The 23,235-nt window shown below is 58.3% G+C and carries 22 protein-coding genes and 1 pseudogene; 13 read left to right on the forward strand and 10 right to left on the reverse strand.

The features are described from left to right. Nucleotides 1-359: 359 nt before the first annotated feature. Nucleotides 360-638 (forward strand): HU family DNA-binding protein, encoded by a 279-nt coding sequence (locus J2X71_RS21385; RefSeq protein ID WP_310384674.1) that lies wholly within the window; start codon nt 360-362, stop codon nt 636-638. A 96-nt stretch (nt 639-734) separates the two neighbouring features. Here the strand turns inward: J2X71_RS21385 and J2X71_RS21390 are convergent, their stop codons facing one another. Continuing rightward, the gene (locus J2X71_RS21390) at nt 735-1,769 is read right to left on the reverse strand and encodes a PAS domain-containing protein (protein WP_310384676.1); all 1,035 of its coding nucleotides are present in this window, start codon (nt 1,767-1,769) and stop codon (nt 735-737) included. A gap of 623 nt (nt 1,770-2,392) precedes the next feature. Between J2X71_RS21390 and J2X71_RS21395 the strand changes: the two genes are divergently transcribed. Together J2X71_RS21395 and J2X71_RS21400 are read left to right on the forward strand one after the other, a co-directional pair. After that, on the forward strand, nt 2,393-2,830 hold the full coding sequence (locus J2X71_RS21395) for a DUF2231 domain-containing protein (RefSeq protein WP_310384679.1): 438 nt from the start codon (nt 2,393-2,395) through the stop codon (nt 2,828-2,830). Then, nucleotides 2,830-4,407 carry a PQQ-dependent sugar dehydrogenase gene (locus tag J2X71_RS21400; protein WP_310384681.1) on the forward strand — a complete coding sequence of 526 codons (1,578 nt, stop codon included), beginning with the start codon at nt 2,830-2,832 and terminating at the stop codon, nt 4,405-4,407. The genes J2X71_RS21395 and J2X71_RS21400 overlap by 1 nt, the downstream gene beginning before the upstream one ends. A 395-nt stretch (nt 4,408-4,802) precedes the next feature. Here the strand turns inward: J2X71_RS21400 and J2X71_RS21405 are convergent, their stop codons facing one another. The 3 genes from J2X71_RS21405 to J2X71_RS21415 form a co-directional block, all read right to left on the reverse strand. Next, nucleotides 4,803-5,102 (reverse strand): DUF982 domain-containing protein, encoded by a 300-nt coding sequence (locus tag J2X71_RS21405; protein ID WP_310384682.1) that lies wholly within the window; start codon nt 5,100-5,102, stop codon nt 4,803-4,805. Between the two features lie 69 nt (nt 5,103-5,171). Then, the gene (locus tag J2X71_RS21410) at nt 5,172-5,645 is read right to left on the reverse strand and encodes an Hsp20 family protein (RefSeq protein ID WP_310384684.1); all 474 of its coding nucleotides are present in this window, start codon (nt 5,643-5,645) and stop codon (nt 5,172-5,174) included. A 349-nt stretch (nt 5,646-5,994) separates the two neighbouring features. Then, nucleotides 5,995-6,363, reverse strand: coding sequence for a response regulator (locus J2X71_RS21415; RefSeq protein ID WP_310384686.1), 369 nt, complete (start codon nt 6,361-6,363; stop codon nt 5,995-5,997). Nucleotides 6,364-6,987: 624 nt separating this feature from the next. On the opposite strand from J2X71_RS21415, the gene J2X71_RS21420 reads away from it, so the two are divergent. Beyond that, on the forward strand, nt 6,988-7,332 hold the full coding sequence (locus tag J2X71_RS21420; protein WP_029868648.1) for a hypothetical protein: 345 nt from the start codon (nt 6,988-6,990) through the stop codon (nt 7,330-7,332). A gap of 231 nt (nt 7,333-7,563) precedes the next feature. On the opposite strand, the gene J2X71_RS21425 is transcribed toward J2X71_RS21420, so the two are convergent. After that, entirely contained in the window at nt 7,564-8,427 is an 864-nt protein-coding gene (locus tag J2X71_RS21425; RefSeq protein ID WP_310384689.1) for an alpha/beta hydrolase, read from the reverse strand. Between the two features lie 1,078 nt (nt 8,428-9,505). Between J2X71_RS21425 and J2X71_RS21430 the strand changes: the two genes are divergently transcribed. Further along, nucleotides 9,506-10,972, forward strand: coding sequence for a PAS domain S-box protein (locus J2X71_RS21430; protein WP_310384749.1), 1,467 nt, complete (start codon nt 9,506-9,508; stop codon nt 10,970-10,972). A 670-nt stretch (nt 10,973-11,642) separates the two neighbouring features. Here the strand turns inward: J2X71_RS21430 and J2X71_RS21435 are convergent. Continuing rightward, entirely contained in the window at nt 11,643-11,960 is a 318-nt protein-coding gene (locus J2X71_RS21435; protein ID WP_310384691.1) for a DUF982 domain-containing protein, read from the reverse strand. 462 nt (nt 11,961-12,422) lie between these two features. On the opposite strand from J2X71_RS21435, the gene J2X71_RS21440 reads away from it, so the two are divergent. Further along, nucleotides 12,423-12,707 carry a hypothetical protein gene (locus J2X71_RS21440; protein WP_029868566.1) on the forward strand — a complete coding sequence of 95 codons (285 nt, stop codon included), beginning with the start codon at nt 12,423-12,425 and terminating at the stop codon, nt 12,705-12,707. A 215-nt stretch (nt 12,708-12,922) separates the two neighbouring features. Here the strand turns inward: J2X71_RS21440 and J2X71_RS21445 are convergent, their stop codons facing one another. Further along, the gene (locus J2X71_RS21445; RefSeq protein WP_310384693.1) at nt 12,923-13,069 is read right to left on the reverse strand and encodes a hypothetical protein; all 147 of its coding nucleotides are present in this window, start codon (nt 13,067-13,069) and stop codon (nt 12,923-12,925) included. A gap of 427 nt (nt 13,070-13,496) precedes the next feature. On the opposite strand from J2X71_RS21445, the gene J2X71_RS21450 reads away from it, so the two are divergent. The 3 genes and pseudogenes from J2X71_RS21450 to J2X71_RS21460 form a co-directional block, all read left to right on the forward strand. Beyond that, entirely contained in the window at nt 13,497-13,820 is a 324-nt protein-coding gene (locus J2X71_RS21450) for a hypothetical protein (RefSeq protein ID WP_310384695.1), read from the forward strand. Nucleotides 13,821-14,086: 266 nt separating this feature from the next. Then, nucleotides 14,087-15,976, forward strand: a complete 1,890-nt coding sequence (gene htpG / locus J2X71_RS21455; RefSeq protein ID WP_310384696.1) for a molecular chaperone HtpG — start codon at nt 14,087-14,089, stop codon at nt 15,974-15,976. A gap of 61 nt (nt 15,977-16,037) precedes the next feature. Then, a pseudogene (locus tag J2X71_RS21460) lies at nt 16,038-16,523 on the forward strand (ATP-dependent DNA ligase); the annotation flags it as partial. Nucleotides 16,524-16,603: 80 nt separating this feature from the next. Here J2X71_RS21460 and J2X71_RS21465 read toward each other — a convergent pair. Beyond that, on the reverse strand, nt 16,604-17,215 hold the full coding sequence (locus J2X71_RS21465; RefSeq protein WP_310384698.1) for a CGNR zinc finger domain-containing protein: 612 nt from the start codon (nt 17,213-17,215) through the stop codon (nt 16,604-16,606). A gap of 96 nt (nt 17,216-17,311) precedes the next feature. Here J2X71_RS21465 and J2X71_RS21470 point away from each other — a divergent pair, with 96 nt between their 5' ends. The 3 genes from J2X71_RS21470 to J2X71_RS21480 all read left to right on the forward strand — a co-directional run bounded on the left by J2X71_RS21470 (nt 17,312) and on the right by J2X71_RS21480 (nt 19,201). Then, nucleotides 17,312-18,256: a DMT family transporter gene (locus J2X71_RS21470; RefSeq protein ID WP_029868561.1), complete on the forward strand. Its 945-nt coding sequence runs from the start codon at nt 17,312-17,314 to the stop codon at nt 18,254-18,256. Between the two features lie 160 nt (nt 18,257-18,416). Beyond that, nucleotides 18,417-18,698 (forward strand): SDR family oxidoreductase, encoded by a 282-nt coding sequence (locus J2X71_RS21475; RefSeq protein ID WP_310384700.1) that lies wholly within the window; start codon nt 18,417-18,419, stop codon nt 18,696-18,698. 314 nt (nt 18,699-19,012) lie between these two features. Further along, complete coding sequence (locus J2X71_RS21480; protein ID WP_310384701.1) at nt 19,013-19,201, forward strand: hypothetical protein; 189 nt, start codon at nt 19,013-19,015, stop codon at nt 19,199-19,201. A 626-nt stretch (nt 19,202-19,827) separates the two neighbouring features. On the opposite strand, the gene J2X71_RS21485 is transcribed toward J2X71_RS21480, so the two are convergent. After that, on the reverse strand, nt 19,828-20,223 hold the full coding sequence (locus J2X71_RS21485) for a response regulator (RefSeq protein ID WP_113322033.1): 396 nt from the start codon (nt 20,221-20,223) through the stop codon (nt 19,828-19,830). Between the two features lie 615 nt (nt 20,224-20,838). Between J2X71_RS21485 and J2X71_RS21490 the strand changes: the two genes are divergently transcribed. Beyond that, complete coding sequence (locus tag J2X71_RS21490; protein ID WP_310384705.1) at nt 20,839-22,617, forward strand: adenylate/guanylate cyclase domain-containing protein; 1,779 nt, start codon at nt 20,839-20,841, stop codon at nt 22,615-22,617. A gap of 152 nt (nt 22,618-22,769) precedes the next feature. On the opposite strand, the gene J2X71_RS21495 is transcribed toward J2X71_RS21490, so the two are convergent. Next, nucleotides 22,770-23,087, reverse strand: coding sequence for a DUF982 domain-containing protein (locus tag J2X71_RS21495; protein ID WP_310384708.1), 318 nt, complete (start codon nt 23,085-23,087; stop codon nt 22,770-22,772). Nucleotides 23,088-23,235: the final 148 nt, after the last annotated feature.

Here is a 23,235-nt window from a genome sequence, read left to right on the forward strand (position 1 = left end):
TCGAACTTATTGACGATAGTTCAGCTGTTTGCCAACCACCTCGCCCCGTCAGTCCGATGAACTGCCGACCCTCTCACTGAAAATTACTGCCGTCCGGTTGGATGAGATAAGCGGACGAGTTCGATGGAGGAATGAACGAAAATCAGGAGCTGACGGATCGATGGACTGAAGGGTGACGCGAGAAGCCCGGCTATCTGCCTCATTTTCTGAAATTGGCACGAACAAGCACGCCAGAGGCGACGGATCGACTGGAAACTGTGGAAATCTCGCTGAACGAGCGCCATCGCCGGTGTCGCCTCCATGACAATGGACGCGGTCGGTGTCAGGGATTGCGCATCAACGACGATGCGGAGAACGACATGACGACGACCAACGAAATCGCAGACAAGATTGCTGGCGAACACGGTCTGACGAAGGTACAGGGTAAGGCGATCGTCGAGGCGGTCCTCGCCTCGATCACCGAGGCAGCTCTTGCCGGCAACGAAACCTCGCTGCCGGGCTTTGGCAAGTTCAAAGTCAAGGCGACGCCGGAGCGTGAAGCACGCAATCCCTCGACCGGCGCGACGATCAAGGTTGCGGCCGCAAAGAAGCTGACCTTCCAGCCGGCCAAGGCGCTCAAGGATGCGATGAACAAGTGATACGCGAAGAGCCTCGTCCGGTCAGGAGAGGCTCTAACGCTACGCATTTGATAACCCTGGGTTCGACGTTGCTTTCACCTGCCAAGTAAGCCGTTCTCAGGTGGTCAACTCCGCCGTTGGGATTTCAATGTCGATAAGCAGCCCTTCATCGAGCCAGTTTCTCTCAAGGCGCCCCTTGAGCTGTTTTTCGACCATCGCACCGACAATCACGGTACCAAATCCTCGTTTGGTCCATTTAGACGGAGCGTCGGCGCCGGTCTCCTGCCACCGGATGCTGAGGCCCCTGCCCGACTGCCCCGGCCTCCAACGGATGGAAAGTGTGCCCTGCTCGACGGCAAGGGCGCCATGACGGGCTGCGTTGACAGCGAGTTCGTGGAAAACGAGCGCAAGTGGCTGGACGATCGATGCCGGCAACCTGATGTCCGGCCCACTAAATGAAGCGCGGGCCGCTGCGAACGGCGCCACTTGTTGACGAATGAGTTCCTCAACGGAAATGCTTGTCCATCTTCGCTCAGCAAGCAAGGCGTGGGCACGGGCAAGCGCCTGCACGCGATGTTGGATCGCGGCGGCATAAAGTGCCGGGTTATCTGCATTGCTGAGGCGGACGATGCTATCGACTATCGCCAGGACATTCTTCGCGCGGTGATCGACCTCGCTCAGCAAGCGGTGCTCGGAGGCCTCCAGGGCTTCGACGCGGCGATACTCTGTCATGTCGATTTGAGATCCAAAATAATACAGGATCCGTCCATCGTCGCCGTGGATTGGACTTAGGTGCAGGCGATTCCAGAACGGCTCGCCGTTTTTCTTGTAGTTGAGGATCTCGACGTTGACCTCCCGCTCGTCGGCTATGCCTGCACGAATTTCTGCAACAGCTATAGGAGATGTCGCAGGCCCTTGCAGGAAACGACAGTTGCGGCCGAGCACCTCCTCGGCGCTGTAGCCTGTCAGTTCGAGAAATGATTTGTTTGCCAGTACAATCGGCAGATCGGGTGTACGCGCGTCTGTGACGACCATCGGCATCCTGGTGCGCTCGAAGGCGATGGCTGCCAGTTCTTTGCGATCGCCGTAGGCCGCCTCCGACGATGCGGAAGGCAAATCACCTTCGAGTTTTTTCGTTGAATGGCTTTTCATGCGTCCACGCTTGCGAAGAGATGGACCAATAACGCGGCGCGAGCTCCTTTGTTTCCGACACGGTCATTCAATGGGATTGCGGCGCGGGTCCTCCGAGACGTGTCTGACAACGTGTCACGTCCACGAAAACGTTCGGCCGCGCCGCTTTCCCACATCCGCTGTCCGGAAACCGCGCTGAAGACGGTGATTGGAACGCGAGAGGATCCCGGCAATGAGAAGGCGGATGAACCCCGCGAGTTTGTGAACGGACCCGACTTCCAGGAGCAAGTTCATGGAGGTCGCAGGTTGCGTAGATGAGCGACGATAGTGCAGTGAATAATGGAAACGCGCAGCACGTCCTATTGGCAAGGCGGCGCGCCGGCCAACTGAGACGACTCCCTGTTTTCGCAGGCAAGTTCGGCCGGTTGAAACATCGTGCTCGCGAACTCGTTTTCCACCGCAGGAAGGATTGCGCCGTGGAGCACGTTAGACCTCCGCGGTTGCTTCATCTCCTTCTTGTTCGCGTTCCGCCCTGTACTCCAACGCCGCTCGTGCCCGTTGTTGCACCAACACGTGGGGTCGGAACCATCTCCCGTCGACGTAGTTTGATAAGCATCTTAAAGCTCTCATTCTACGGAGCATCCATGGCAATATTTTCTCCGACTGATCGAGACGCAGCCGCCTATCCGATACAGTCGCTCTTTGTGCCATTTCCATTCGTGTGCTTCACGCTTGCACAAGCCACCGATATCGCCTTCTGGCAGAGCGGCAATCTGATGTGGCAGAACTTCTCCGCATGGCTGCTGCTGACGGGCCTGGTCTTCGGCGCGCTTGCGATCCTCGCCGGGTTGATGGATCTGATGCGTCCCCGCACCCGTCCGCTGCGGCCTCCCGTCCTGTCCTGTCTGCTCTACTTGATCATACTGGCGCTCGCTTTTGCCAACAGCCTTGTGCATGCCGGCGATGGCTGGACGGCAGTGGTTCCCTATGGACTGGCGCTTTCAGCTGCGACATTTCTGTTGTGCCTGATTTGCGTAGCACTGTCCGCCCGCAAATATGGCAGACTGGCTTGGAGGATATGATGAAGAAATCCCAAATCCTCGGCGGGTCCGTTTTGACGCTATTTGTTGTGGTCGGCCCCGCAGCTTACGCCGAAAGTGGAAGATTTGACGTTTCGAAGCAGATCGGTCCAAACCCGATCCTTCCGGATCCGGCCCCATCGCTGCTTCCGCAATTGAAAGTGGCGAAGGTCGTTGGGTGGCAGGATGGCGAGGCACCGGCTGCGCCGAATGGCTTGACTGTTACAGCCTATGCAAAGGACCTGGCTAATCCCCGGACAGTCCATACCTTGCCGAACGGCGATGTGCTGGTGATTCAGTCGCGCGGACCATCTGCGGAAACGACCTCACGACCGAAGGATTTCATCCGGGGCTGGATCATGTCGATGGCCCATGGGAACATGGGCGAGCAGAAAGAAAGCAACATCATCACATTGCTGCGTGACACGAACCGCGATGGGACAGTGGATGAGAAGCACGAGCTTCTGACGAAACTGGATTCGCCGTTCGGGGTCGCCTGGATCGACGACACGCTCTACGTCGCTTCCACCTCCGCTATTCTCGCCTATCCCTATAAGCTTGGGCAGAATGAGATCACCAGCCGGCCAAAGGTCCTGACCCCACTGCCCGGGGGTCCGATAAACCACCATTGGACAAAAGATCTGGCGCTCAGCCCGGATGGGAAGCTGCTCTATGTCTCGGTCGGCTCGAATTCCAACATTGTCGAGAACGGGCTTGAGGCGGAAAAAGGCCGCGCAGCGATCTGGCAGGTCGATCGCGAGACCGGTGCCGCGCGCGTTTTCGCATCGGGTCTGCGCAATCCGAATGGGCTCGCCTTCAACCCTGAGACGGGGATGCTCTGGACGGTGGTCAACGAACGCGACGAACTCGGGCCGAACCTCGTTCCTGATTACATGACATCGGTGAGGGAAGGTGGTTTCTACGGGTGGCCCTGGAGCTACTATGGCAATCACGTCGATGCGCGCGTGCATCCGCAACGTCCCGATCTGGTCGAAAGGGCGATCCCACCCGATTATGGCTTGTCGAGCCATGTCGCAGCGCTCGGTCTGACTTTTTCGATGAACTCCGCGCTTCCAACCGCATACGCCAACGGCGCCTTCGTTGGCGAGCACGGCAGTTGGAACCGCGACAGCTTCAACGGCTACAAGGTGGTGTACGTGCCATTCGAGCATGGCAAGCCATCCGGCAAAGCGCAGGATGTCGTCACGGGCTTTATCCAAGGCGATCAGGCGAAAGGACGCCCGGTCGGCCTGGGGATCGACGGTACGGGTGCGCTCCTTATTGCTGATGATGCCGGCAATATGGTCTGGCGCGTTGCTTCCTCTGACGGCAAGGTCACGCCCCAGCCAATCGGCACGGACCAGGTTTTGGTAAACACGCAAGCCTCGACGGATACCAAGGTCGATCGGACTATCGACGTGGACCCGGGTATCGGAGAGGACACGACGGGTTCGACTGCACAACCCGAGGCGCCGACGGCCTCTAACAACGAGCATCCGACCGACCTGAAATCAGATGCCGGACAATCGGACAGGTCCGCACCTTCGCAAATGCAGGTCGCCCCGGCAGCCGGTCCCTAGGCAAGTCGCAATCCTGACTTGCTGTCGAAGACGCGGTACGTTCGGCGGGGGCGGATGGCGTGCGGTCAGCCAATTTGAAGCGCGGTGTCTATCCAACGACGATGGAGACACGGGTATCCATCTCCGACACCGGCGACATTGCCGAAGTCACAGCACAACTGATCGAATTCGTCGTAGCCAAGTCGCCGGCACGCAGGAACATGCCTGAGCGGCGGCTTCGAAAGGCCGACGCTCAGACAGCGAGAATTGTCCGCTTGTCCTCGACGAAAAGGTCGGATGCCATTACTACCTCGCCTGGTGACCGAAACGGGCCTTCTTTTCGCGCCAGAACGGATGTTGCAGTCACGATCCCACTCGCTGGCATGCGCCAAGGTACTGTCACCAATCGGTCGACATCAACGCACGTGCGGATCACTGTCGCACTGGATCTGGGACGCGACAATGGGGTCGGTTTCCGGCGCCAACATATCATGTTTTTCGGCAAAGGCGGCAAACAGGCCGCGCGCGGTCTCTGCTTCTGTCTCGCCTCGGAGCGCGGAACTGCAGGCCTTGAATGCAACGGAATGCGCAGTGTCCCTCAACGACACCGGCCATTCGACGAGATGCCGGTAGGCGTCCATCACACCGCGAACCTCAGCCGGAAATCCGAGGCCGACAAGAATGAAAACTGGCTTGTTGAACATATCGGGTTTCATGATCCCCTCCTTCCCAACCTGGAGCGTCCTGAGGGCGCCGTCACAGCGGCGCCCTCCTCGCAGGAAGCGTTAGGCAACCTTCTGCGCTTCGATCTGCGCCGGAGCGGCAGACGTCATTGCGGATTCGGTCTCGATGGAGATTTTCCGCGGCTTCAATGCCTCCGGGATCTCGCGAACAAGATCGATCGACAAGAGACTGTTTCTCAGATTAGCGCCGCTTACCCGCACGTGATCGGCAAGCTCGAAACGGTGTTCGAACGGTCGGCCGGCGATGCCGCGATGGAGGTAGTCTTCGTTTGCTGCTTCCTGCTTCTTGCCGGTCACGGTCAGAAGGTTTGACTGGAAGGTGACATCGAGATCCTCCTGGACAAAACCTGCCACGGCGATCGAGATGCGGTAATGGTCGTCACCCGTCTTGACGATGTCATAGGGCGGCCAGTCGTTGATCGAGCGGGCACGCTGGGCGTTTTCGAGAAGATTGAAGACCCGGTCGAAGCCAACGCTCGAGCGGAAGAGGGGTGCATAGTCGTAAGATGCTGCCATAGCCATATCCTCCTTGAAGCAACATGGGTACAGATGCCGGACGCTATTTCTTCCAGCGGAGCCAGCCCATCATTAGCGGCGGCCGAGGTTGAGTTGGTTTTTCACGATTTCCGTTTCAAGAGCTGTAACAGAAAAATATGCCTGTTTTCGCCTCCGCCCGCCGACCCAATCCGACTCGTGAATTCCGGGGCTCTGAGACGGCAAGTGCTCGCATCAAGTGCCGATCGACTTTTCTTGGACGAACACGGTCCTACGAGCCTTTTAGACGAGGATGGATGCAGCATCGACCGTCTTATTGGACGCAGCTTCGACGATCCAGATCGTGAGCAACTAAATCCGGCGGATCGTTCTATGTCGTCTGCCCAGACCGATCCTGAAGCATTTGTTCGCGAGCGCTTTTTGCCGCCAGGGATAACGCCTTCCTTATTCTTTCGGGGCTGATGGGGGCCCCTCCTTTCGCGTCTTCGAAGATGTCAGGATCAGCACATAGATAGGCGACGCCCAGTCCGAATCCAGCAAACAGCGCGCGTGCGATGGAGGGGCCGGTAAGGCCGTCACCAAGCCGAACGTCGATGATCGCGGCATCCGCCTCCGGTCCAAGCTCTATCGCTTCGGAAGTGTTTGTCGCAATACCGGCGATTTCAAATCCTTCGGCGATCGCGATACCCTCGATCGCGAGAGCAAGTGCCGGTTCCTTTTCGACGATGAGTAGACGCATGGTTCCTCTCCAAGGCAGTTCGACACGCTTCACAGCCGTCGCCACCAGGGCGTGGTGATCGGTAAGGCAAAGCTCACAGTTTTGAGATCTCGTAGATCATTCTCTCACCAAGTTCGGTGATTGCCTCTTGGCGCCGCCACACACTAAACACCCCGATTCCTTTAGCTGTTCCTCGTATAAGACTTCAGTCCGGGGGTATCCCGGACCAAGGTACCCGGGTACTGAGCACCCGGCCGCAACAATGAAATTTCCCTGCCTGCCGCTGGCCAGGATGCGGACCGCGGACTGGCAGCCGCTGGAACGATGTCCTTCACGGGACGATGAATGAAGTGAGGCCGCTATGGAACTTGTACCGATCGGGCTTACCGACCAAGACGCGTCTTAAATTGTTCTACTTCATTCTACTGACCCCCTAATGGGAGGGGCAAAGACGCGATCCCGAAGAGAAGCGAGGCCCGTGAACGATGTCGGATACCGCTGAAAGGGGAAGGCTCGATAGCGCTTGACCTCAACACGCCGAATAGGAGGTTCCATAAATCTTTCGTGACCTGCCGCATTGGAACATGTGCCATCAGCCGTTGTTTAGCTGCCGTGAGAGAAACGATGACCCTGAAGGACAAGATAATGCGTATGAAACTCGTAGCTGCGTCACTGCTCGCCCTCGGCATGGCAACATCCCTGTCCTATGCTCAGTCCAACCCGACGCCGAATAATATGGCAGGCGATAAGACCATGGGTGAAGACGCTGGCGGCGGCGCAAATGGCGACATGCAGAACAACACAGGGACAGGCCCTGTCGTAATCGACCCCGGCTCAACGAATAGCACTGTCGGCGGCCCCATGAACTCAACGGGCGCCGTCAACCGCGCAAACTGTCCTGCCCGAGCTGCTCCTGGCACAGTCGATACCCAGGCAGGCAATAGCGGTGCGTCGGTAAGCGACGCTTGCCCGGACACCGACGGCCAGTGACATCCGGCCAAATGGCCTGATGACTTGTTAGTGGTCGCAAAGTTCATGGCCCGCCGATCGACGGCGGGCTTTGCTGTCAGGTCTCCAAGCACCATCCGAACTCCAACTACCGGGTTCATGCGATCGAAGGCCGATCGGGAACATGTTGACGAAAAGGCGTCTATTGACCGTCGTTTGGCCGATCAGGCGGACCGCACTGGGCTTCAGCTGAAATACCAACCTGACAGAAGTTTATTCTGAAAGAAACGTGGCGACCGCCCTTGCAAGATCGACGGGGTTCTCCTCGGCCACGTGATGACCGCTTTCGATACCGAAACCACGGACGTCGGTCGCCCAGTCCCGCCAGATCGCAACGGGGTCGCCGTAAATCTTTGCAAGATCGTCCCGAGCCGACCACAGGCACAGCATCGGACAGATAACTTTGCGACCTGCGTCGCGATCTGCTTTATCGTGGAGATGGTCAATGCGAATCCCGGCGCGATAGTCCTCCATCATGCCGTGAACGACCTCCGGCCGATGAATCGCTTTGCGTAGATCCTCGTAGGCTTCTTCACCCATCAGGTCTGGCGAAAGACTATCGTACCATGCTTCGGGATCGGCCAGGATCACTCTCTCGGGCTTCTCTGGCTGGGCGAAGAAAAACCAGTGGTACCAGTCTCTGGCGAACTTCCAATCTGCTCGCTCGAGGTGTTCGAGAACCGGAATGCAATCGACGACAATTAGCTTTCGAACTACTTCCGGATGGTTCATAGCCATGCGGAACGCCGTGAGACTGCCTCGATCGTGGCCAAGAGCGAAGAACTCGTTGTGGCCCAATCGTCTCATGAGTTCTACCAGAGCAATCGCCTTCTCTGCCTTCGAGGAGTGCCGGCTGTCAGCAGCGTCCGGTGGCACATATGAGCGGCCGAACCCGGGAACGTCGGGACATATGACGGTAAACGATGACGACAAAAGATCGGCGACCCTCCCCCATGTCATGTGCGTGCGTGGATGGCCGTGCAGGAGAACGATGGCAGGACCGCTCCCACCAACACGCAGACGGATAGGACCGGCACTGACATGGACGGTCATGAGCTGGAAATCTCGAAATGCCATTTGCCCCCTCCAGCGTTGGTGATGAAGTCGGCCTTCCAGCGGCCTCGAGGACTGTGGCCTTCGGCTAGATCACCACCTTCACATCCATCGTCTGCCGCCGATCCAAAGCCCGTGCCGCCGTTGTTCTGGCGGCTAGGGTCCAGTGAATACGCATGACCGATCGGCAGTTTCCATCAAGGTGTCGGCGGCTGCGTCGCTCGTTGAAAATAGCGCCGATCGCGCATCGGACAATACGAGCCCAAAAGACTGATGGGGCCGAGGAGAATAGCACCAGTGATCTGCCCCATGATCGACGGCTGCCCGATCCCAACCATCGCCTCGCCAAACAGCCGACCGATTACAACAAGGATAATGATCTCAGGAACAATGCGTCAGATAGGCCGGCAGGACGGAGACTGCGACAAGCAATAGAGGCCAGTTATGCTGTTGGGTAATACAGGAAACCAGTCGGATCATTGATACTCTTCTCCTGCCAGCCTTTCACGCGACCTCTGACCCGGAGGTTAGAGCAGTCGCTACAGTTTAACAATTTCCGGAAAAACCTGGGGAGGATGAGCAGCAAGGGCTCCGCATCGACAGCCCGTCAACGGCATTCAATCCGTCCATGGAACCGGGAGGTCGATATCGGTTCATTCGGCCGCCCCCAGCAGAAGGATCGCCTCGTCCGCATTTACGGGCTTCAGGCCTTCAAACCAGGCCGCAATGACTGTGCTGAGGCAGTCTTCCGGATCCCGAAGCCGCCGGCTGTCATATGCCGGTTGGGATGCGGGATCGTCGCCTCGAAAGATTTCGTTCAATCCCAATAGTCCGCTGCTGACGAGGCGATCTTCGTTCGGTGCGAGCCTCCTTGGGGTCTCGCTTGATATCCTGCATGCAATGGTGATCGTTGGTTTTAGGAGATCTGACCTAGTGCTGCTCCTTACCGTTTCCAGTGGCCGCGCGTGAAAATTTTCCTAATTTCATCTTGGACTTACAATCGCGCCCATCGATATGCAGACGAGCCGGTTTTGGACCTTTTCTGCCGTTGACTTGCTGCTCGCGAACTTTCAAAAGTGACACAAAGACCGAGGCGACTTTTATGCGCGAAAATAATCCTGCCGTGTCCAACAAGGGCGAACTGGCCGCGATCATTCGCGATTGCGACTGGGCAGGCACCGCCCTTGGACCGATATCGTCCTGGCCGATCCAGCTCAGATGCGCAGTCGATATCGCGCTTCCCTCCCGTGCTCAGATCGTCATGTTCTGCGGACCTGATTTCATCGCCATTTATAATGACGCCTACGCACCGACCATCGGGACAAAGCACCCTGCAGCGCTTGGCAGGCCGGCAAAAGAAAACTGGACGGAGCTCTGGGATGATTTGGAGCCGCTGCTGCGCAAGGTTTTGGAGACTGGCGAGACCGTTTTTGCCAAGGACAGGCCTTTTTATATCGAGAGGCATAACAGGCCTGAAACGGTCTATTTCGATATCTCCTATTCCCCTGTATCCGATGAAAACGGCAAAGTTCTCGCGGTCTTCTGTATCGTCAGCGAAACGACCGCCCGGGTCGGCTACGAGGCGACGCTCAAACGGCTCGCATCGATCATTGCTTCCTCTGAAGATGCAATTCTCGGCATCGATCTCTCTATGATGGTCACCGACTGGAACGATGGCGCCGAGAAGCTCTACGGCTATTCGTCCAGCGAAATTCTCGGTCAGCCGGTGACAGTTCTTATTCCAGACGATCGCGTAGACGAGGAGGCTCGCATCATCGCCCGCATCAGGGCCGGCGAGCGTATCGAGACCCACGAGACGATCAGGCGCCATAAGAGCGGAAAACTCTTGGAGGTCTCCCTTACGGTATCTCCGATCTATGATGCGGATGGCAGTATCGTCGGCGCCTCGAAAATCGCCAGGGATATTACCGCGCGCAAACAAGCCGAGCGGGTCCAGGAGGTTCTCATCGCCGAGTTAAACCATCGGGTCAAGAATATCCTGGCAACGGTTGCGGCCATCGCACGTCAGACATTTGCGGGCGCGCGGGATATCGAGGCAGCAAGGGCGGCTTTCGACGCAAGGCTGCAAAGCTTGGCGAGAGCCCATGATTTGCTCACCCATGGCAACTGGGGGGCCGCAAGTCTTCGACGGGTGGTCGCAGAAGCGCTGTCAGCATACTCGACGGAGCGCGTCGACATCAGTGGGCCGGATATCAGTATCTCGCCCAAAGCAGTGGTCGCGATCGCGCTCATTGTGCATGAGTTGGCCACCAATGCTGCCAAATACGGCGCCTTATCGGCCGAGTCTGGCAAAATTGCAGTCTCCTGGAAGTTGGAAGGTTCGCCCGACCCCTTCATGAGACTGCTATGGAGTGAGAGCGGTGGCCCTCCGGTTAGACCCCCCTCACGGCGTGGGTTCGGGTCGCGCTTGATCGAGGCAATGTCGTCGGGACAGCTCAACGGCCGCGCAGAACTTGCGTATGACGAGAGTGGCCTGCGTTGCCTGATCAGCGCACCTCTGGATGTAGAATGGAGAGATTCTGACCACGAGGTTGCGGACTCGGCCTAACGAGGCGCCTTGGTCGGCCAGCGCAGCACTGCGCCGAACTCACGATCTCGGGGAATGTTCGAGCGGCGCATTCCGCTCAGGCTCGAGCCCAACGAAGAACAGGTCGATGCCCGTTTCAAAACGGAGTTCTAACCGGTGGCCTTGGCGAAAAGAGAAGGCGCAGTCGCAGATCAAGCGAATCGCTATCACGGGCTGATCCACCCAACTAGACTCCTGGCGGCTTGGCCTGCGCTGGCCGTCAGTCTCTCGCCAACAGGCCGTAACTGGGTATTCCAGGGCGAGGTGGTATGCCCGCGGTGATCCGTCCGGGGCGATACCGCGGAGAGGTCTCCAAATGGATCTGTCGGCAAGGGGACAGATCATTCGTCTTGACGACGATACGCACCGTCCTGAACGACGACAAATTCGACGCTTCAGGATCTCGCACCGTCATTGGGGTGTTCTTGGTTTGCGGGCAAATTTCACTCAGGAAAAGGTGAAGGCGTAGCGGCGGGACGTGAACCTTGCCGCGGTGGCCATTCCTAGCGGATCGAAGCTGGCAACGTCGACGTATTAGCTTCGGCTTTGAAAGAGGCGCGTGAGGGCGCCTCTCGCGCATCTAAATCCCCGCTGTCGCCGCGCGAGCCCGAATCGCCAAGCATCGTTGCGGCCGCCAGCATCCTCCCCGGCGTTATCTGCTTGAAAAAGCCAGATGAGGAAGCCGCCGGGGAAACACCGTGGATTTCCCGTCCGGTCCCGCCGCTACGGTAGGCATGCCGGCTTCAAGGCATGCGCCAACGAACGCGTCGCGAGCAAGCACAGCGGGTATCGCGCCACTCAGCGCTCCCCGGCACAACTTAACTGCCCGGTCATGTCGCTGGCCGTAACGGAATGGCCATTCGTTTTCTAGGAAATCCAAGGCATCGTATGTGCCTGCAAATGTGCGGTCCAAACCACACTGAAGCCGGATCCTGACCGGCCGACTCCATGGAACCTCGTTCAGCGGCATCTTGTCCTCCTTACAAGCCACCAATGATCCTGACGATAAGATATTGTGAAGGGTCTACGAGCGTTCAAGAGGTAACAGAGGCGCTCGGCTCGGCGGGGCCGACAAGGCAGTCAACCACGAAGCCAACGATGAGCAGCATCGTCAAATTCGCGAATTTTATCCATTAACAATATCGCGACGATCCCACCCCGCGGCTGAGTGACGGCTCATTTTGACCGGTTTGCGCTCCTGCTCGTTACGACGTTATCTGGTCATCGCTTCGGCGTCGACATCCCCCGTCACCGTCCAAATGCCCGTCGTCGCCTCATGCTGCGAAACACGACGACCTCGTCCCTAGGATGAAGAACATCCCGGGCGACAGCTGCAACTGCAGGCCGTCGGCACTCAGCTACCGGTCGTCCCATCGCTGGAACAAAAAGAGCGCCACATGCTTTTCTCTCAGCAACAAATGGAGGATGCACCATGGTATTTACACCGAATGATCCCCTCGGCCGCCCCGACCGGGATGCTGACCTGCGAACAACCCCGATCGACCGCCGCCGCAGCGGACCCTGGGCTTTCATCATCTTGATAGCATTCATCGCCATCGCAGGATTTGCATATTACAACTACGGGACGCCGGGCACTGATCCGCAAACGACCGCGTCCACCAATCAGGCAGAGCCGACGGCCGTCCCCGCCCCGGCGACACCGGTTGCGCCGACGGGGGGCAATGCCCCAAACGCACCGACGACGCCCAGCAGGTAGCGGCCAGCAATAGTGGATGAAGCCCGCTAATCCGCGAAGCCGGAAAAATGAGCCCGACATGATTGTCGGGCTCCGAGTAGGCAGTGAGAAGCTGGCGCAGTCCACCGATCACAGTTGCGCTCCACTCTCTGGGCCAGGGCATCCACGGCGCAGGATCGTGATTTCGCGACAATCCAGCTGGGCGGCGCCATGAATAGCGACCGTGAAGCCGCGGATCAGGGGAATGGAGTTTCCAACGATGCGGCAAACTCCGGATAGAGGCTTTCACGCAAGCGCTCGAGGTGATTGATACGTGTCTGTTCGCGGAGCATGGTGTCCCCCGTCGTATCGCACCAGCCACCCTGAAGATTGTCAGTCGTCATTATCCGGCCACCGGAGACAATGAATTCGCAAAGCCGTCGTCTGGCGTGAATTTCTCCTATCAGTTCACAACAATGCACCTGGCGGGTCATCACATATCGTCTCCACATGATACTATGAGGAGATAGATAAGCCCCGCACTTGGAACAGAGGGACCAAGGTCTGAGGTTGATTGCGTTGCGTCAATGAACAACCCGCGCCAAAGCCATCCGGGATGGCGCCTGAGGGCAAGCCTCGTCGTCAAATGAATTTGCGGGCAGTACGTGTAGGCGTCACGGAGGCTGGCCGACGGCTACGAGCGTCAGGCTCGGGCGTCCGGTGTTGTTTTTCCAGTGAGCCGGTGTCGCAACAGATGCCTGGAAAACGTGATGCCGGTCTTTTCCAGACGATCGGTCACAGACTGCCTGGCCGCCCAAGGGGGTGAGCGCCATGTGTTTTCTAAGAAATTGGACGCCGGCCGATCCAGAAAAACGCAAGCTTTGCGATCGGAACAATCGTGCTCGCCGGCCATTAATTCGCCAAAAGAGCCAGGAGCACCAGATGCACACCGATCGACCATTCGAGCGGCGCAAAAAGTTGCGCGGACACCCCTACACGCTTGCTGAATTTCAGCAGAAATACGAGCTTGCTTGCCCGGAGGCCAAGTACTTGTTTGCCAAATTCGGGCCGTCTTCTATCGATTTGGACCTGTTGATGTCGGCAAAAAGGCGCACTCCGACCATACATTCGATAACGGATGAGATCAGCCTCTAGATCTCCGACCTCGCGTTATCGCGTTCTCGTCTGGCGAGCAAAATATGCAACCACGACAAAGCGCGGATGGGCGACCGTTTCGTGGCAATGGTGTCGCCGGCGGCGCATAGGCGATCGTAGAACCGGCAGCGTTATCACGACCAGACGTCCTTGAGCGGGACAATCGCCGCGCATGTCGGGCTGATCGCCGATCCTCCCCTTGAAATTCGCGCATGACTTTGCCAACTCATCGACGCCGTTTTCAATATGAAGGAGTAGCCGCACACATGCCGACCGCCGCAGAAACGCCCGCTGAGAGCCATGTCTTTGAGGCCGACGTCGCCCGCCTTCTGCATATGATGGTGCACTCGGTCTATTCGGACAAGAACGTCTTCCTGCGCGAGCTGATTTCGAACGCCGCCGACGCCTGCGAAAAGTTGCGATACGAGTCGATCGAAACGCCGTCGCTTTCCGGATCCGATCCCGAGAGCCGCATTGTTCTGTCGCTCGATGAGGAGCATCGACAGCTGTGCGTGGAGGACAACGGGATCGGGATGAGCCGGGAAGAGCTGGTTGAAGCGCTCGGAACCATCGCCCGGTCGGGTACGCGGGCCTTCATGGAACAGCTTGAAGCCGGCAAAGTGGCCGAAGGCGCTCAATTGATCGGCCAGTTCGGCGTTGGCTTCTATTCCTGTTTTATGGTAGCCGAGCGCGTCGACGTCGTCTCGCGTCGGGCCGGCTCGAACGAGGCCTGGCTGTGGTCTTCCGACGGTAAAGGCGACTACAGCGTCAGCCCCGTCGATGTTGCGCAGGCGCCCGCACGCGGCACTCGTATTCTCCTTCATCTGATGGAGGAGGCGAAGAAATATACGTCCCGGCGGACCATCGAGCAGATTGTCAAGGAGCAGTCGGGCCACGTGCCGGTCGCAATCAGCATTGTCGACAAGCCCGGCGGCGAAGCGCAACGGATCACCGATGGCAGCGCACTCTGGACGAAATCGAAAAACGACGTCAGTCAGGATGAGTATCGTGATTTTTATCGCGGAATCTCCGGCCAATATGACGATCCGGCGCTGACCGTGCACTTCCGTGCAGAAGGCCGACATGAATATTCCGCTCTTGCTTTCGTTCCCGGCTCGCAGCCCTTCGACATGTTTGATCCTGACCGCAAGGGCCGAATGAAACTCTACGTCAAGCGCGTGTTCATTACCGATGATGCCGAACTCCTGCCCCGCTACCTTCGTTTCGTGCGCGGCCTTGTCGACACATCCGACCTACCCCTCAACGTCTCGCGCGAGATGATCCAAGAGAGCCCTGTCCTGTCCTCGATAAAAAAGGGTGTCGCTAACAGGGTCATCACGGCGATCGAAAAACTTGCCGAAAGCCAAGGGGATACCTTCCTCACGCTTTGGGAGAATTTCGGCGCCGTATTGAAGGAGGGCATCTACGAAGATTTCGAGCGGCGTGCCCAGCTTCTGGCCTTGTCACGCTTCCGCACGACTGCTTCCTTGGACGGATATCGCTCACTTGCCGATTATGTGCGGGACGCCAAGGATGGACAGAGCGCCATTTATTATCTTGCCGGCGTCAGCCTGGAACAGTTGAAGGCATCGCCGCAGCTGGAGGGTTTCCGCGCGCGAGGCGTCGAAGTGTTACTGCTGACGGACTCGATCGACAGTTTCTGGGTCATGAACGCGCCGGAATTCGAAGGAAAGACGTTCAAGTCGATTACGCAGGGTGCCGCCGATCTGTCGCAATTTCCCGCGCTCGACGACGAAAAGGCCCCACCACCGGAGACGGCCGACGGTGCCCAGACCTTCATTGCCTTTGTCAAGGACAGGCTTGCCGACCAGGTTGCCGATGTCAGGGCGTCAATTCGCCTGACGGAAAGCGCGGTCTGCCTGGTCGCCTCCGACGAAGGTTACGACCGGCAGATGGAGAAGATCCTGCAGAGCGCCGGTCGCCTCCAGGATACTGCCAAGCCGATCCTGGAAATCAACCCGAACCACGCGATGATCAAGGCAATCGCCGACCTGGAGGATCATTCGCCGCTGAAAGGCGACGCGGCGCAGCTGCTGCTCGACCAGGCCCGCATTCTCGATGGCGATAAGCCGACAGATCCTCGTGCCTTTGCCGAACGTCTCGGGCGTCTTTTCGAGAAAGCGGCGCGCCTCTGAATCCTCGGCGCTCTCTTGGCCGCCACTTCTGGGTTGGCGCGGGCAGTTGTAGCTCGCGCCCGACGGCGCCGGTGGCGCGATCCAGCTGTCGGTGGAAGTTGCGGGCGATGGAACCACGCTGCTGGAGAATGCGTGCGCAATCGGGCTGGAAGGTATCATCGCCAAGCGTCGCGACAGTACCTACCGCTCGGGCGGCAACGGCGATTGCCTGAAGTTAAGTGCGTGCAAAGTGAGAGCTTCATGGTCATCGGTTACGAGCAATCCAAATTGGCGCGCAGCGGCATCGGAAGCCTGCTCCTTGCCGGCCGCCACGGTCCGCCTGAGTCTCCGTCGGCTCCGTCGGAATTGGGTTCAAAGAAAAGGATTCGGCATATCTCAGGCGACCCTCGACAAACTCAGGACAAAAACCCCAGTCCTGCCACTCAAAGGCAAGGACCTGGTCTTCGCGCAGCCGACGCTCATTGCCGAGATCGAGTTGCGCGGCTGGACCGGCGACGGGATTTTGCGCCACGCATCCTATAAAGGCTTGCGGGAGGATCAGGATAACCGCGGTCTTCGACATCGGCAAATGATCTGGCGACTTTGTGGTTGTGCAGCCGAAAAGGCATCTGCTCTGCCTGGCCTTGATCAGTCGGCCCGGGCAGCCCGAAATTTGCGCACCCTTGCGTGCGATCCGCAGGTTTTGTCCGAGCACCATCGCCGGTGACCGCCACGAGATTGATCCAGGAAGAGCCAGCCGCAATTTGGCCCCTCGCACGCGCGTATAGGACGCCGTCCCTCTCGCGAGGTCAACAGGTCAGTCGCTATCTGAGCGATACGGTTGCTGATGGCTGCCAGATCCCTGGCGTCCGCGCGATGCCACACTATTTTGCTTCCAGCGCAACCGAGTGATTGCTGCGCCAGTGCCCGGCGGGCCATGCCGTCAACAAGCTCCAGATCGTTCTGGCTGATAGAGATTACATTGGATTCCGACAGAAACAGGCGGCAGAGGGCCTCGCGCAATTCCTTCGCTTGCTCAAGCGCATTTTCAGCGTGGGAGCCCGGCTTGCCGGCTTTGGCGAGCAAGACATCGCGTTCCTTGTCGTCGATCAGATCAGCGCGACGGGCCCAAACCACGAGGTCGTCGTAGGTGTTCAGGAATTCGGGACCCCAACATTCACCACGACTATCGACTGTATTCACGAAGTCGAGCGCCGGATGACCGCCAAGAAGGCTGATGTCATGGATCGTCTTTTGCATGCTCATACCGTGAATATCGTTGCGCGGAACGATCTGGACAAGAGCGAGTTGTAACGGTGTAATTAATTTTTACCCGTTACACAGATCGGAGCCATCATGGTCACCGGCGTCAGCAAAAACCAACTACGCTTCCTGATGCTTTGCGCAATTTGGGGAAGCACCTGGATTGGAACCAAAGCCGGCATTGACGTCGTCCCGCCACTGCTTTTTGCCGGCACGCGTTTCACCGCTGCCGGCATATTGCTCCTCTTATACGCGTGGACAAGGGGCGAAAAGGCGAGCCTGAAGCTGCAAGATGGATTTCGCTTCACAGCCGTCAGCATTCTGATGATCACGCTCTGCTATGGCCCGCTATTTTGGGGCATGCAATATATCGATTCCGGAACGGCCGCTGTTTTGGAGATGTCGCTCACCCCGATTGCGCTCCTAGTATTCGCTCTCCTGCTAAACGAAGAAAGGTTGGACAGCCGTCGGATCCTTGCGATCGCTCTTGGGGTCTCAGGGCTTATCGTTCTGTTCTGGCCCGCCTCTTCGCACAAAACTTCCCCATCCCCTGATCCCTTCCCGGGCGCCAGCCTATGGGGCGGGTTGGCGGTTGCGGCCGCTGCCTTCACCTACGGTTATGGTTCGGTGCTCGCCCGCCCACTGCTGCGAACCTATCCAGCCTTGTTCGTTGCAGGCATGACGACCTTGGTCGGAGGCATCGCACTCCTGATTTCAGCCTTGGCTTTCGAACCGGGGGCGTTATCTGCTCTCTCCGGCAATTGGGGAACCACCGCCTGGCTCGGCTGGTTCTTTCTGGTGATCTTCGGCTCGCTGATCGGCTACACGACCTTCATGCGCCTGTTGCGGGACATCGGCGCATCTCGTGCCGGCAGCTACGCTTTCGTTTCGCCGGTGATCGCTGTTGGTCTTGGCGCTGCTGTCTTCGCTGAGCAGATCACCGTCATGGATGTGATCGGAATCGTCGTGATGCTGAGCGGCGCCTATCTTGCAATGTCGGGAGTGCCGGCGACCGAGTCGGCGACCTGTGAAAGCTGAACGTAGAGTGGCGGTGGCATGCCTGAACCGAACAGACGCGTACCGGGCAAGCTTTCGCAGAAAGCCGCGATAAGGGCGTCATCGGAAGCGGCTTTGACTTAAAGCTGCGCCCATAGATAATCGATGAACCTGCGGATTTTCAGAGGAAGATAAGGGCGGGATGGATATTGCGCAGCTTACCGGCGTGATCGCCATCGAAGGCGGCGGGAGTGGGATTCGCTCCAATGCTGTCGCCCCTTGCAGGATCGAAACCGACATCATGGAAGGTGTCATCGAGGGTGACGGCCGTGCGATGCTGCGCAGCTTCGCCACCCAGCACCGCGTCGGTCGCATAGGTCAGCCGCATGAAGTAACAGAGGCGATCGCCTTCCTCGCGTCCCCCGCGTCGAGCTTTATCACGGGAGCCATCCTCATGGTCGACGGTGGAAGGACCGCGCAATAGGCATTGAACACTGGTGAGCGCTCAGCTGGAAAGCCGGAAGCCGACAATAGGCCCACATCTTACGCGCGCCATTTCGGCCGGTCCGAAAGCACTGTCGAACGGGCTCGCCGCGCTATTGCGTCGAAATGCCAGGCGTCTCACGCGGTATGACACGGTCCGGTGTGGTCACCGATGATTTCAGTCCCTGTACTCTGACATCGCCTGCAGTGCCTGTGCCGTTGCGTCGAAGACATACGCCGCAAGACGTCTTATTTTCGAACATCCCGCGAAACCGCAGGATGGTCACGCGCGTTCTACAATCAGGAGGAACGAGCATGTCTCACTCGAAAGACCATCGCCAGGTTCGAATGCCCGGACCGAACGAACACAACGTCGCCGAACTGTGCAAGAAGTTCGGTATTAGTGCGCTGGAAGAACGCAAGCTACGAAGGCTTTTAGGTAAGCACGCTCCCCTACATGAAATCCAAGCGAATGCGCCACCGCGGCCGCCCAGGTTCCGATAAAACGTTAGCGATCGTGCAAGGTCGCGCCGCGCAAGCTAGTCAATGCGTCTCTAACGAAGCCGGCTTTTCGTGCAAAAGCACTGCTTCCCAGACGGTCTATCCCGTCGTCAGCCAGAAGATGCCCAACGGTATCGAGGTCGAGATGACACTGAGGGCAGGAGTCGACGGCGTTCGTAGGTCGGCATCTGCATGCATCCGTGCGCCTGACGAAGCTCAGAAACAATTGCAAAGGACATGGTCGCCCCCAACGAAAAGCCGGGAAACTCCCCATCACACGGCAGGGGAAAGTGAAGGTCCTGGATTGTCAATCTGACCCGCTGCTCGGCCGGTGAAGAGGCTGACATGGCAATTCGAACCGCGACCATATGAGACGCTTGAGCAATGAGCGAAAAGGTTCCAAGCGATGAACAATACCAGATTTGACGAGAAGCGATCGCGCACCCGCTGTTACAGACCGGCAGTAGCGAGATCGCTGTTTGATTGACCACTCCCGGTGCGCAAGCTTCCGGTTAGCGCATCCAATTGGTTCCGGGGTCTCCAATCTCTGGCGCATTGATGCCCGGCTGTGTCGCTTTGCCGACCGACTATAGCGCACGGGCGCGTTTGCGGATATTTATTCCAAGTCATTACATGGCGACCGGAATGCGCGTCAGCCTCGGAGGAACAGGCATCTCCCTGCCCTCTCGGACCGCTTGTGCATAGGCGACAGCCTGGCCAATGACGTGCTCGTCGTACGGCTTGGAGATCACAGCGACACCGGCGCTGCTGTCGAGAACGGCTTCCGGGTTGGCGGTCGTGAACACGACGGTGATGTCCCTCGCCCGCAGGGCCTCGGCGATCTCGGGCCCGGTGATGCCGTCTGCCAGCCGTACATCGACGAGCGCCACTGCGGCGTCATCTGCTGCCTCAAGCGCCTCGGTCTTGGTGCGCGCCGGTCCCACGACCTCGTGGCCGAGGTCGGCAAGCATTCCTTCGAGGTTTATTGCGATGAGGAATTCGTCTTCGACGATAAGGATGCGCATGTAAATTTCCGGTTCCGTTTCGCCACAAGATGGGCCTTGTCCGAGAACTAGCAACATTTTTTGGAAATCAACCTTCACGCCGGCGCGGTTCCCTGGCGGGTCATCCATTCCTCGGTCGGATCAATCGAACCAGGCTTCCAAAACCTGAAAGTCGTCTGCCGATGTCCAGCCTTCCATCATACCTCTTTCACGATCTGCGCCGATGCAGAGACCAGGCTCACTCCGCCGGTGACGCCGGGATTGGCCCTCGTTTGCGAAAGGACCTGCGCGTCAGAACCGTCGCAAGCATCCGCAAGCGTTGCCCGCTCGCACTAGCTCAGCCGATTAGATCTTGCGAACGTTCGCAGATCGGCGGGGCCGGCATGACGAGTGCTTCGCCGGCATTGTGCTCGTGAGACGGGAAGGCTGTGCATTTCGCGGTCTGCGGCCAACCCGATCCCGCCAGGCATCATCCGAAACTGAGCGTGAACGGTGCGCAACAGAGAACGACCTCCCCCTCCCGAGTATACCGTCTCTGGTCGAGATTTTTCCTCGCTTCTTCCGCCGGTCACAGATTATGCTGACAACCTTCAAGTGGTTCGCGCACGATTGTTACCATGAGCGGAGGATCGCGCCTTGCAGCGACGGCTGGCAGCTATCATCGTTGCCGATGTAGTCGGCTATTCACGGCTCGTCGAGAAGGACGAGGGCAGGACGCTTTCGACGTTGAGCCGGTTGCAGGCCACAGTGCTCCAGCCGCTGATCACCAGACATGACGGGCGCGTCGTGAAACTGATGGGCGACGGCCTGATTGCGGAATTCGCCTCGATCGTCGAGGCGGTGTCCTGTGCGATCACGATTCAGAACGCAGTGGCAGCTCAAAATAATCCATCCGATACCTCCAGCAACATCGTCTTTCGCATCGGTATCAATCTTGGCGATGTCGTTGTCGAAGGCGAGGATCTTCTAGGGGACGGAGTGAACGTCGCAGCGAGGCTGGAGCAACTCTGCCCGCCCGGCGATATATTGATCTCCGGTAGCGCATATGAACATCTCGCCGGAAAGATCGACGCGACGATCGAATATGCTGGAGAACAGCAGCTCAAGAATCTCTCGAGGCCAATCAGAACCTATCATCTGCCGCTCAGCGGATCTGCGTTCGTTTCACCCAAGGTTTCGACCTTGACCGGACCGGCGATCGCCGTTCTTCCGTTCGAGAACATGTCCGGCGATCCCGAACAGGTCTATTTCAGCGACGGAATTACGGAAGACATCATCACAGAACTCGCCCGCTTCACCGAATTGATGGTGATTGCACGAACGTCGTCTTTTGCACTTCGCGGTCGGGCGGTGGACCTGCGCGAGATCGGGCGGCTTCTCGGCGCCGGCTACGCTGTCGAGGGCAGTGTCAGGCGGGCGGGCAACCGGGTGCGGATCACCGTACAGCTCGTTGAAACAATCGGTGGGACGCATCTGTGGGCCGATCGCTACGACCGGTCCATCGAGGATATCTTCGCCACGCAGGAAGAGATTGCACAGAACATAGTTGCGATGGTGGCACAACGTGTCATCGACAATAACGAGTTGACATCGCGAAGACGCCGACCGGAAGACGTGCGGGCCTACGACCTCTTCCTGCAAGGCAACCGCCTCTCCGACGACTTCAGGCCTGGGGCACAGGAGCGCGCAGAGGCGCTGTTCGAACGCGCCGCCAGGACCGACCCGAGCTTTGCAAGAGCCCATACGGGCCTCGCTTACATCTACCTCAATCGAGCCTCCGACAGCGGCATAGGCGTCCCGAGGGAGCGCGACGAGAACCGGATTAAGGCTTTGCGCTCGGCCGAAACAGCTTTTTCTCTTGATCCGAGTGATCCGCGAGTGCAGTGCACGTTAGGCTATATATGCCTGACCTGGAGAGACTTCAAAAGAGCAGAGCACCACCTCAATCTGGCGAAGTCCATGAATTCGAATGATGCCACAATTTTGATCCTCTGGGCCTGGATGCAAGGAGCGCTCGGCCGGGCGGAACGGGGTCTGGCTGGTGCTGAGATCGCCTACCGAATGAACCCTCTTTATCCGAGTTGGTACAACTATTACAAGTCGCGCCTCCTGTTCCTTTCGGCGAGGTACAGTGAAGCCGCACTTCTCCTGGAACAGAGAACGTTCGACACACCTGATAGAGAGCCGCGGGACATGGCATGGCGCGCCGCCTCTTACGCTCATCTGGATCGGATCGAGGATGCCGAAAGATGCGCAGAGGTCTTTCTCAATGCCGTCAGCGCGCGATGGTGCGGGGATAGGGCGGCAGGCCCGGCTGACTATGTGAATTGGCTTGTCGATGTTTCCTATCTCAGTGAGGATCGGGACGTTTTGCGGCTCCGCGTTGGACTGAGGCGCGCCGGCTTGCCGGCGTAGCGACAGCGCAACCGCGTCTCGGTGCTGGCGTAGGTCAGGCTCGGTACGTCGCCATTGTATGCAGACGGGCGTGTCATGGTGTCCGATCCGTTGCGACACTCGTAGAAACGCTCGCTGTATACCGAGTAAACATCAACATCACGAAGCGATCTTCACTGGCCCCGCAGAAACTGACGTGGCTCGATGCGCTCATCTCGCAAAGTCCCCTCCTGGACAAGCGAAAGGGCGGAAATGCCGGCCTCGTTCGCGGCCCGCAGAAGCGCTTGCCGAAGCTCCTCTGGGCTGGTCTTCCCAACGAGGGCATCAGCGCAAGCCTTGACCGCAATGACGTATTCCTCACCATCGTCGAGCGGCCAATCCTGGATGAGAACGCGCGCGGCATCGGTGAGACTACGGATGATCGTTCGCGGCTTGTTGGTTTGGAAATTGAGACCAATCGGCGCAAAGGCCGAATATCTATTCGTCGTCATGCCTTCACCCGTTCCATTGAGAATGGATTCATACACCCAGGATGCCGTGGTTGGATGATGTCCCTAGAGGTGGTGTAGGTCGATAGCGGTGGTCATCGGCTTTTTCCGGTAGGGTTGGGTTGTTCAAGCACAACCTTTTGGAAAGACC

Source organism: Rhizobium sp. 1399, from assembly GCF_031455475.1.
Lineage (GTDB): Bacteria > Pseudomonadota > Alphaproteobacteria > Rhizobiales > Rhizobiaceae > Rhizobium.

Coding starts and splice junctions, on each gene's coding strand:
- J2X71_RS21385 (WP_310384674.1), top strand. CDS start 360: ATGACGACGACCAACGAAATCGCAGACAAGATTGCTGGCGAACACGGT.
- J2X71_RS21390 (WP_310384676.1), bottom strand. CDS start 1,769: ATGAAAAGCCATTCAACGAAAAAACTCGAAGGTGATTTGCCTTCCGCA.
- J2X71_RS21395 (WP_310384679.1), top strand. CDS start 2,393: ATGGCAATATTTTCTCCGACTGATCGAGACGCAGCCGCCTATCCGATA.
- J2X71_RS21400 (WP_310384681.1), top strand. CDS start 2,830: ATGAAGAAATCCCAAATCCTCGGCGGGTCCGTTTTGACGCTATTTGTT.
- J2X71_RS21405 (WP_310384682.1), bottom strand. CDS start 5,102: ATGAAACCCGATATGTTCAACAAGCCAGTTTTCATTCTTGTCGGCCTC.
- J2X71_RS21410 (WP_310384684.1), bottom strand. CDS start 5,645: ATGGCAGCATCTTACGACTATGCACCCCTCTTCCGCTCGAGCGTTGGC.
- J2X71_RS21415 (WP_310384686.1), bottom strand. CDS start 6,363: ATGCGTCTACTCATCGTCGAAAAGGAACCGGCACTTGCTCTCGCGATC.
- J2X71_RS21420 (WP_029868648.1), top strand. CDS start 6,988: ATGCGTATGAAACTCGTAGCTGCGTCACTGCTCGCCCTCGGCATGGCA.
- J2X71_RS21425 (WP_310384689.1), bottom strand. CDS start 8,427: ATGGCATTTCGAGATTTCCAGCTCATGACCGTCCATGTCAGTGCCGGT.
- J2X71_RS21430 (WP_310384749.1), top strand. CDS start 9,506: ATGCGCGAAAATAATCCTGCCGTGTCCAACAAGGGCGAACTGGCCGCG.
- J2X71_RS21435 (WP_310384691.1), bottom strand. CDS start 11,960: ATGCCGCTGAACGAGGTTCCATGGAGTCGGCCGGTCAGGATCCGGCTT.
- J2X71_RS21440 (WP_029868566.1), top strand. CDS start 12,423: ATGGTATTTACACCGAATGATCCCCTCGGCCGCCCCGACCGGGATGCT.
- J2X71_RS21445 (WP_310384693.1), bottom strand. CDS start 13,069: ATGACGACTGACAATCTTCAGGGTGGCTGGTGCGATACGACGGGGGAC.
- J2X71_RS21450 (WP_310384695.1), top strand. CDS start 13,497: ATGTGTTTTCTAAGAAATTGGACGCCGGCCGATCCAGAAAAACGCAAG.
- htpG (WP_310384696.1), top strand. CDS start 14,087: ATGCCGACCGCCGCAGAAACGCCCGCTGAGAGCCATGTCTTTGAGGCC.
- J2X71_RS21465 (WP_310384698.1), bottom strand. CDS start 17,215: ATGCAAAAGACGATCCATGACATCAGCCTTCTTGGCGGTCATCCGGCG.
- J2X71_RS21470 (WP_029868561.1), top strand. CDS start 17,312: ATGGTCACCGGCGTCAGCAAAAACCAACTACGCTTCCTGATGCTTTGC.
- J2X71_RS21475 (WP_310384700.1), top strand. CDS start 18,417: ATGGATATTGCGCAGCTTACCGGCGTGATCGCCATCGAAGGCGGCGGG.
- J2X71_RS21480 (WP_310384701.1), top strand. CDS start 19,013: ATGTCTCACTCGAAAGACCATCGCCAGGTTCGAATGCCCGGACCGAAC.
- J2X71_RS21485 (WP_113322033.1), bottom strand. CDS start 20,223: ATGCGCATCCTTATCGTCGAAGACGAATTCCTCATCGCAATAAACCTC.
- J2X71_RS21495 (WP_310384708.1), bottom strand. CDS start 23,087: ATGACGACGAATAGATATTCGGCCTTTGCGCCGATTGGTCTCAATTTC.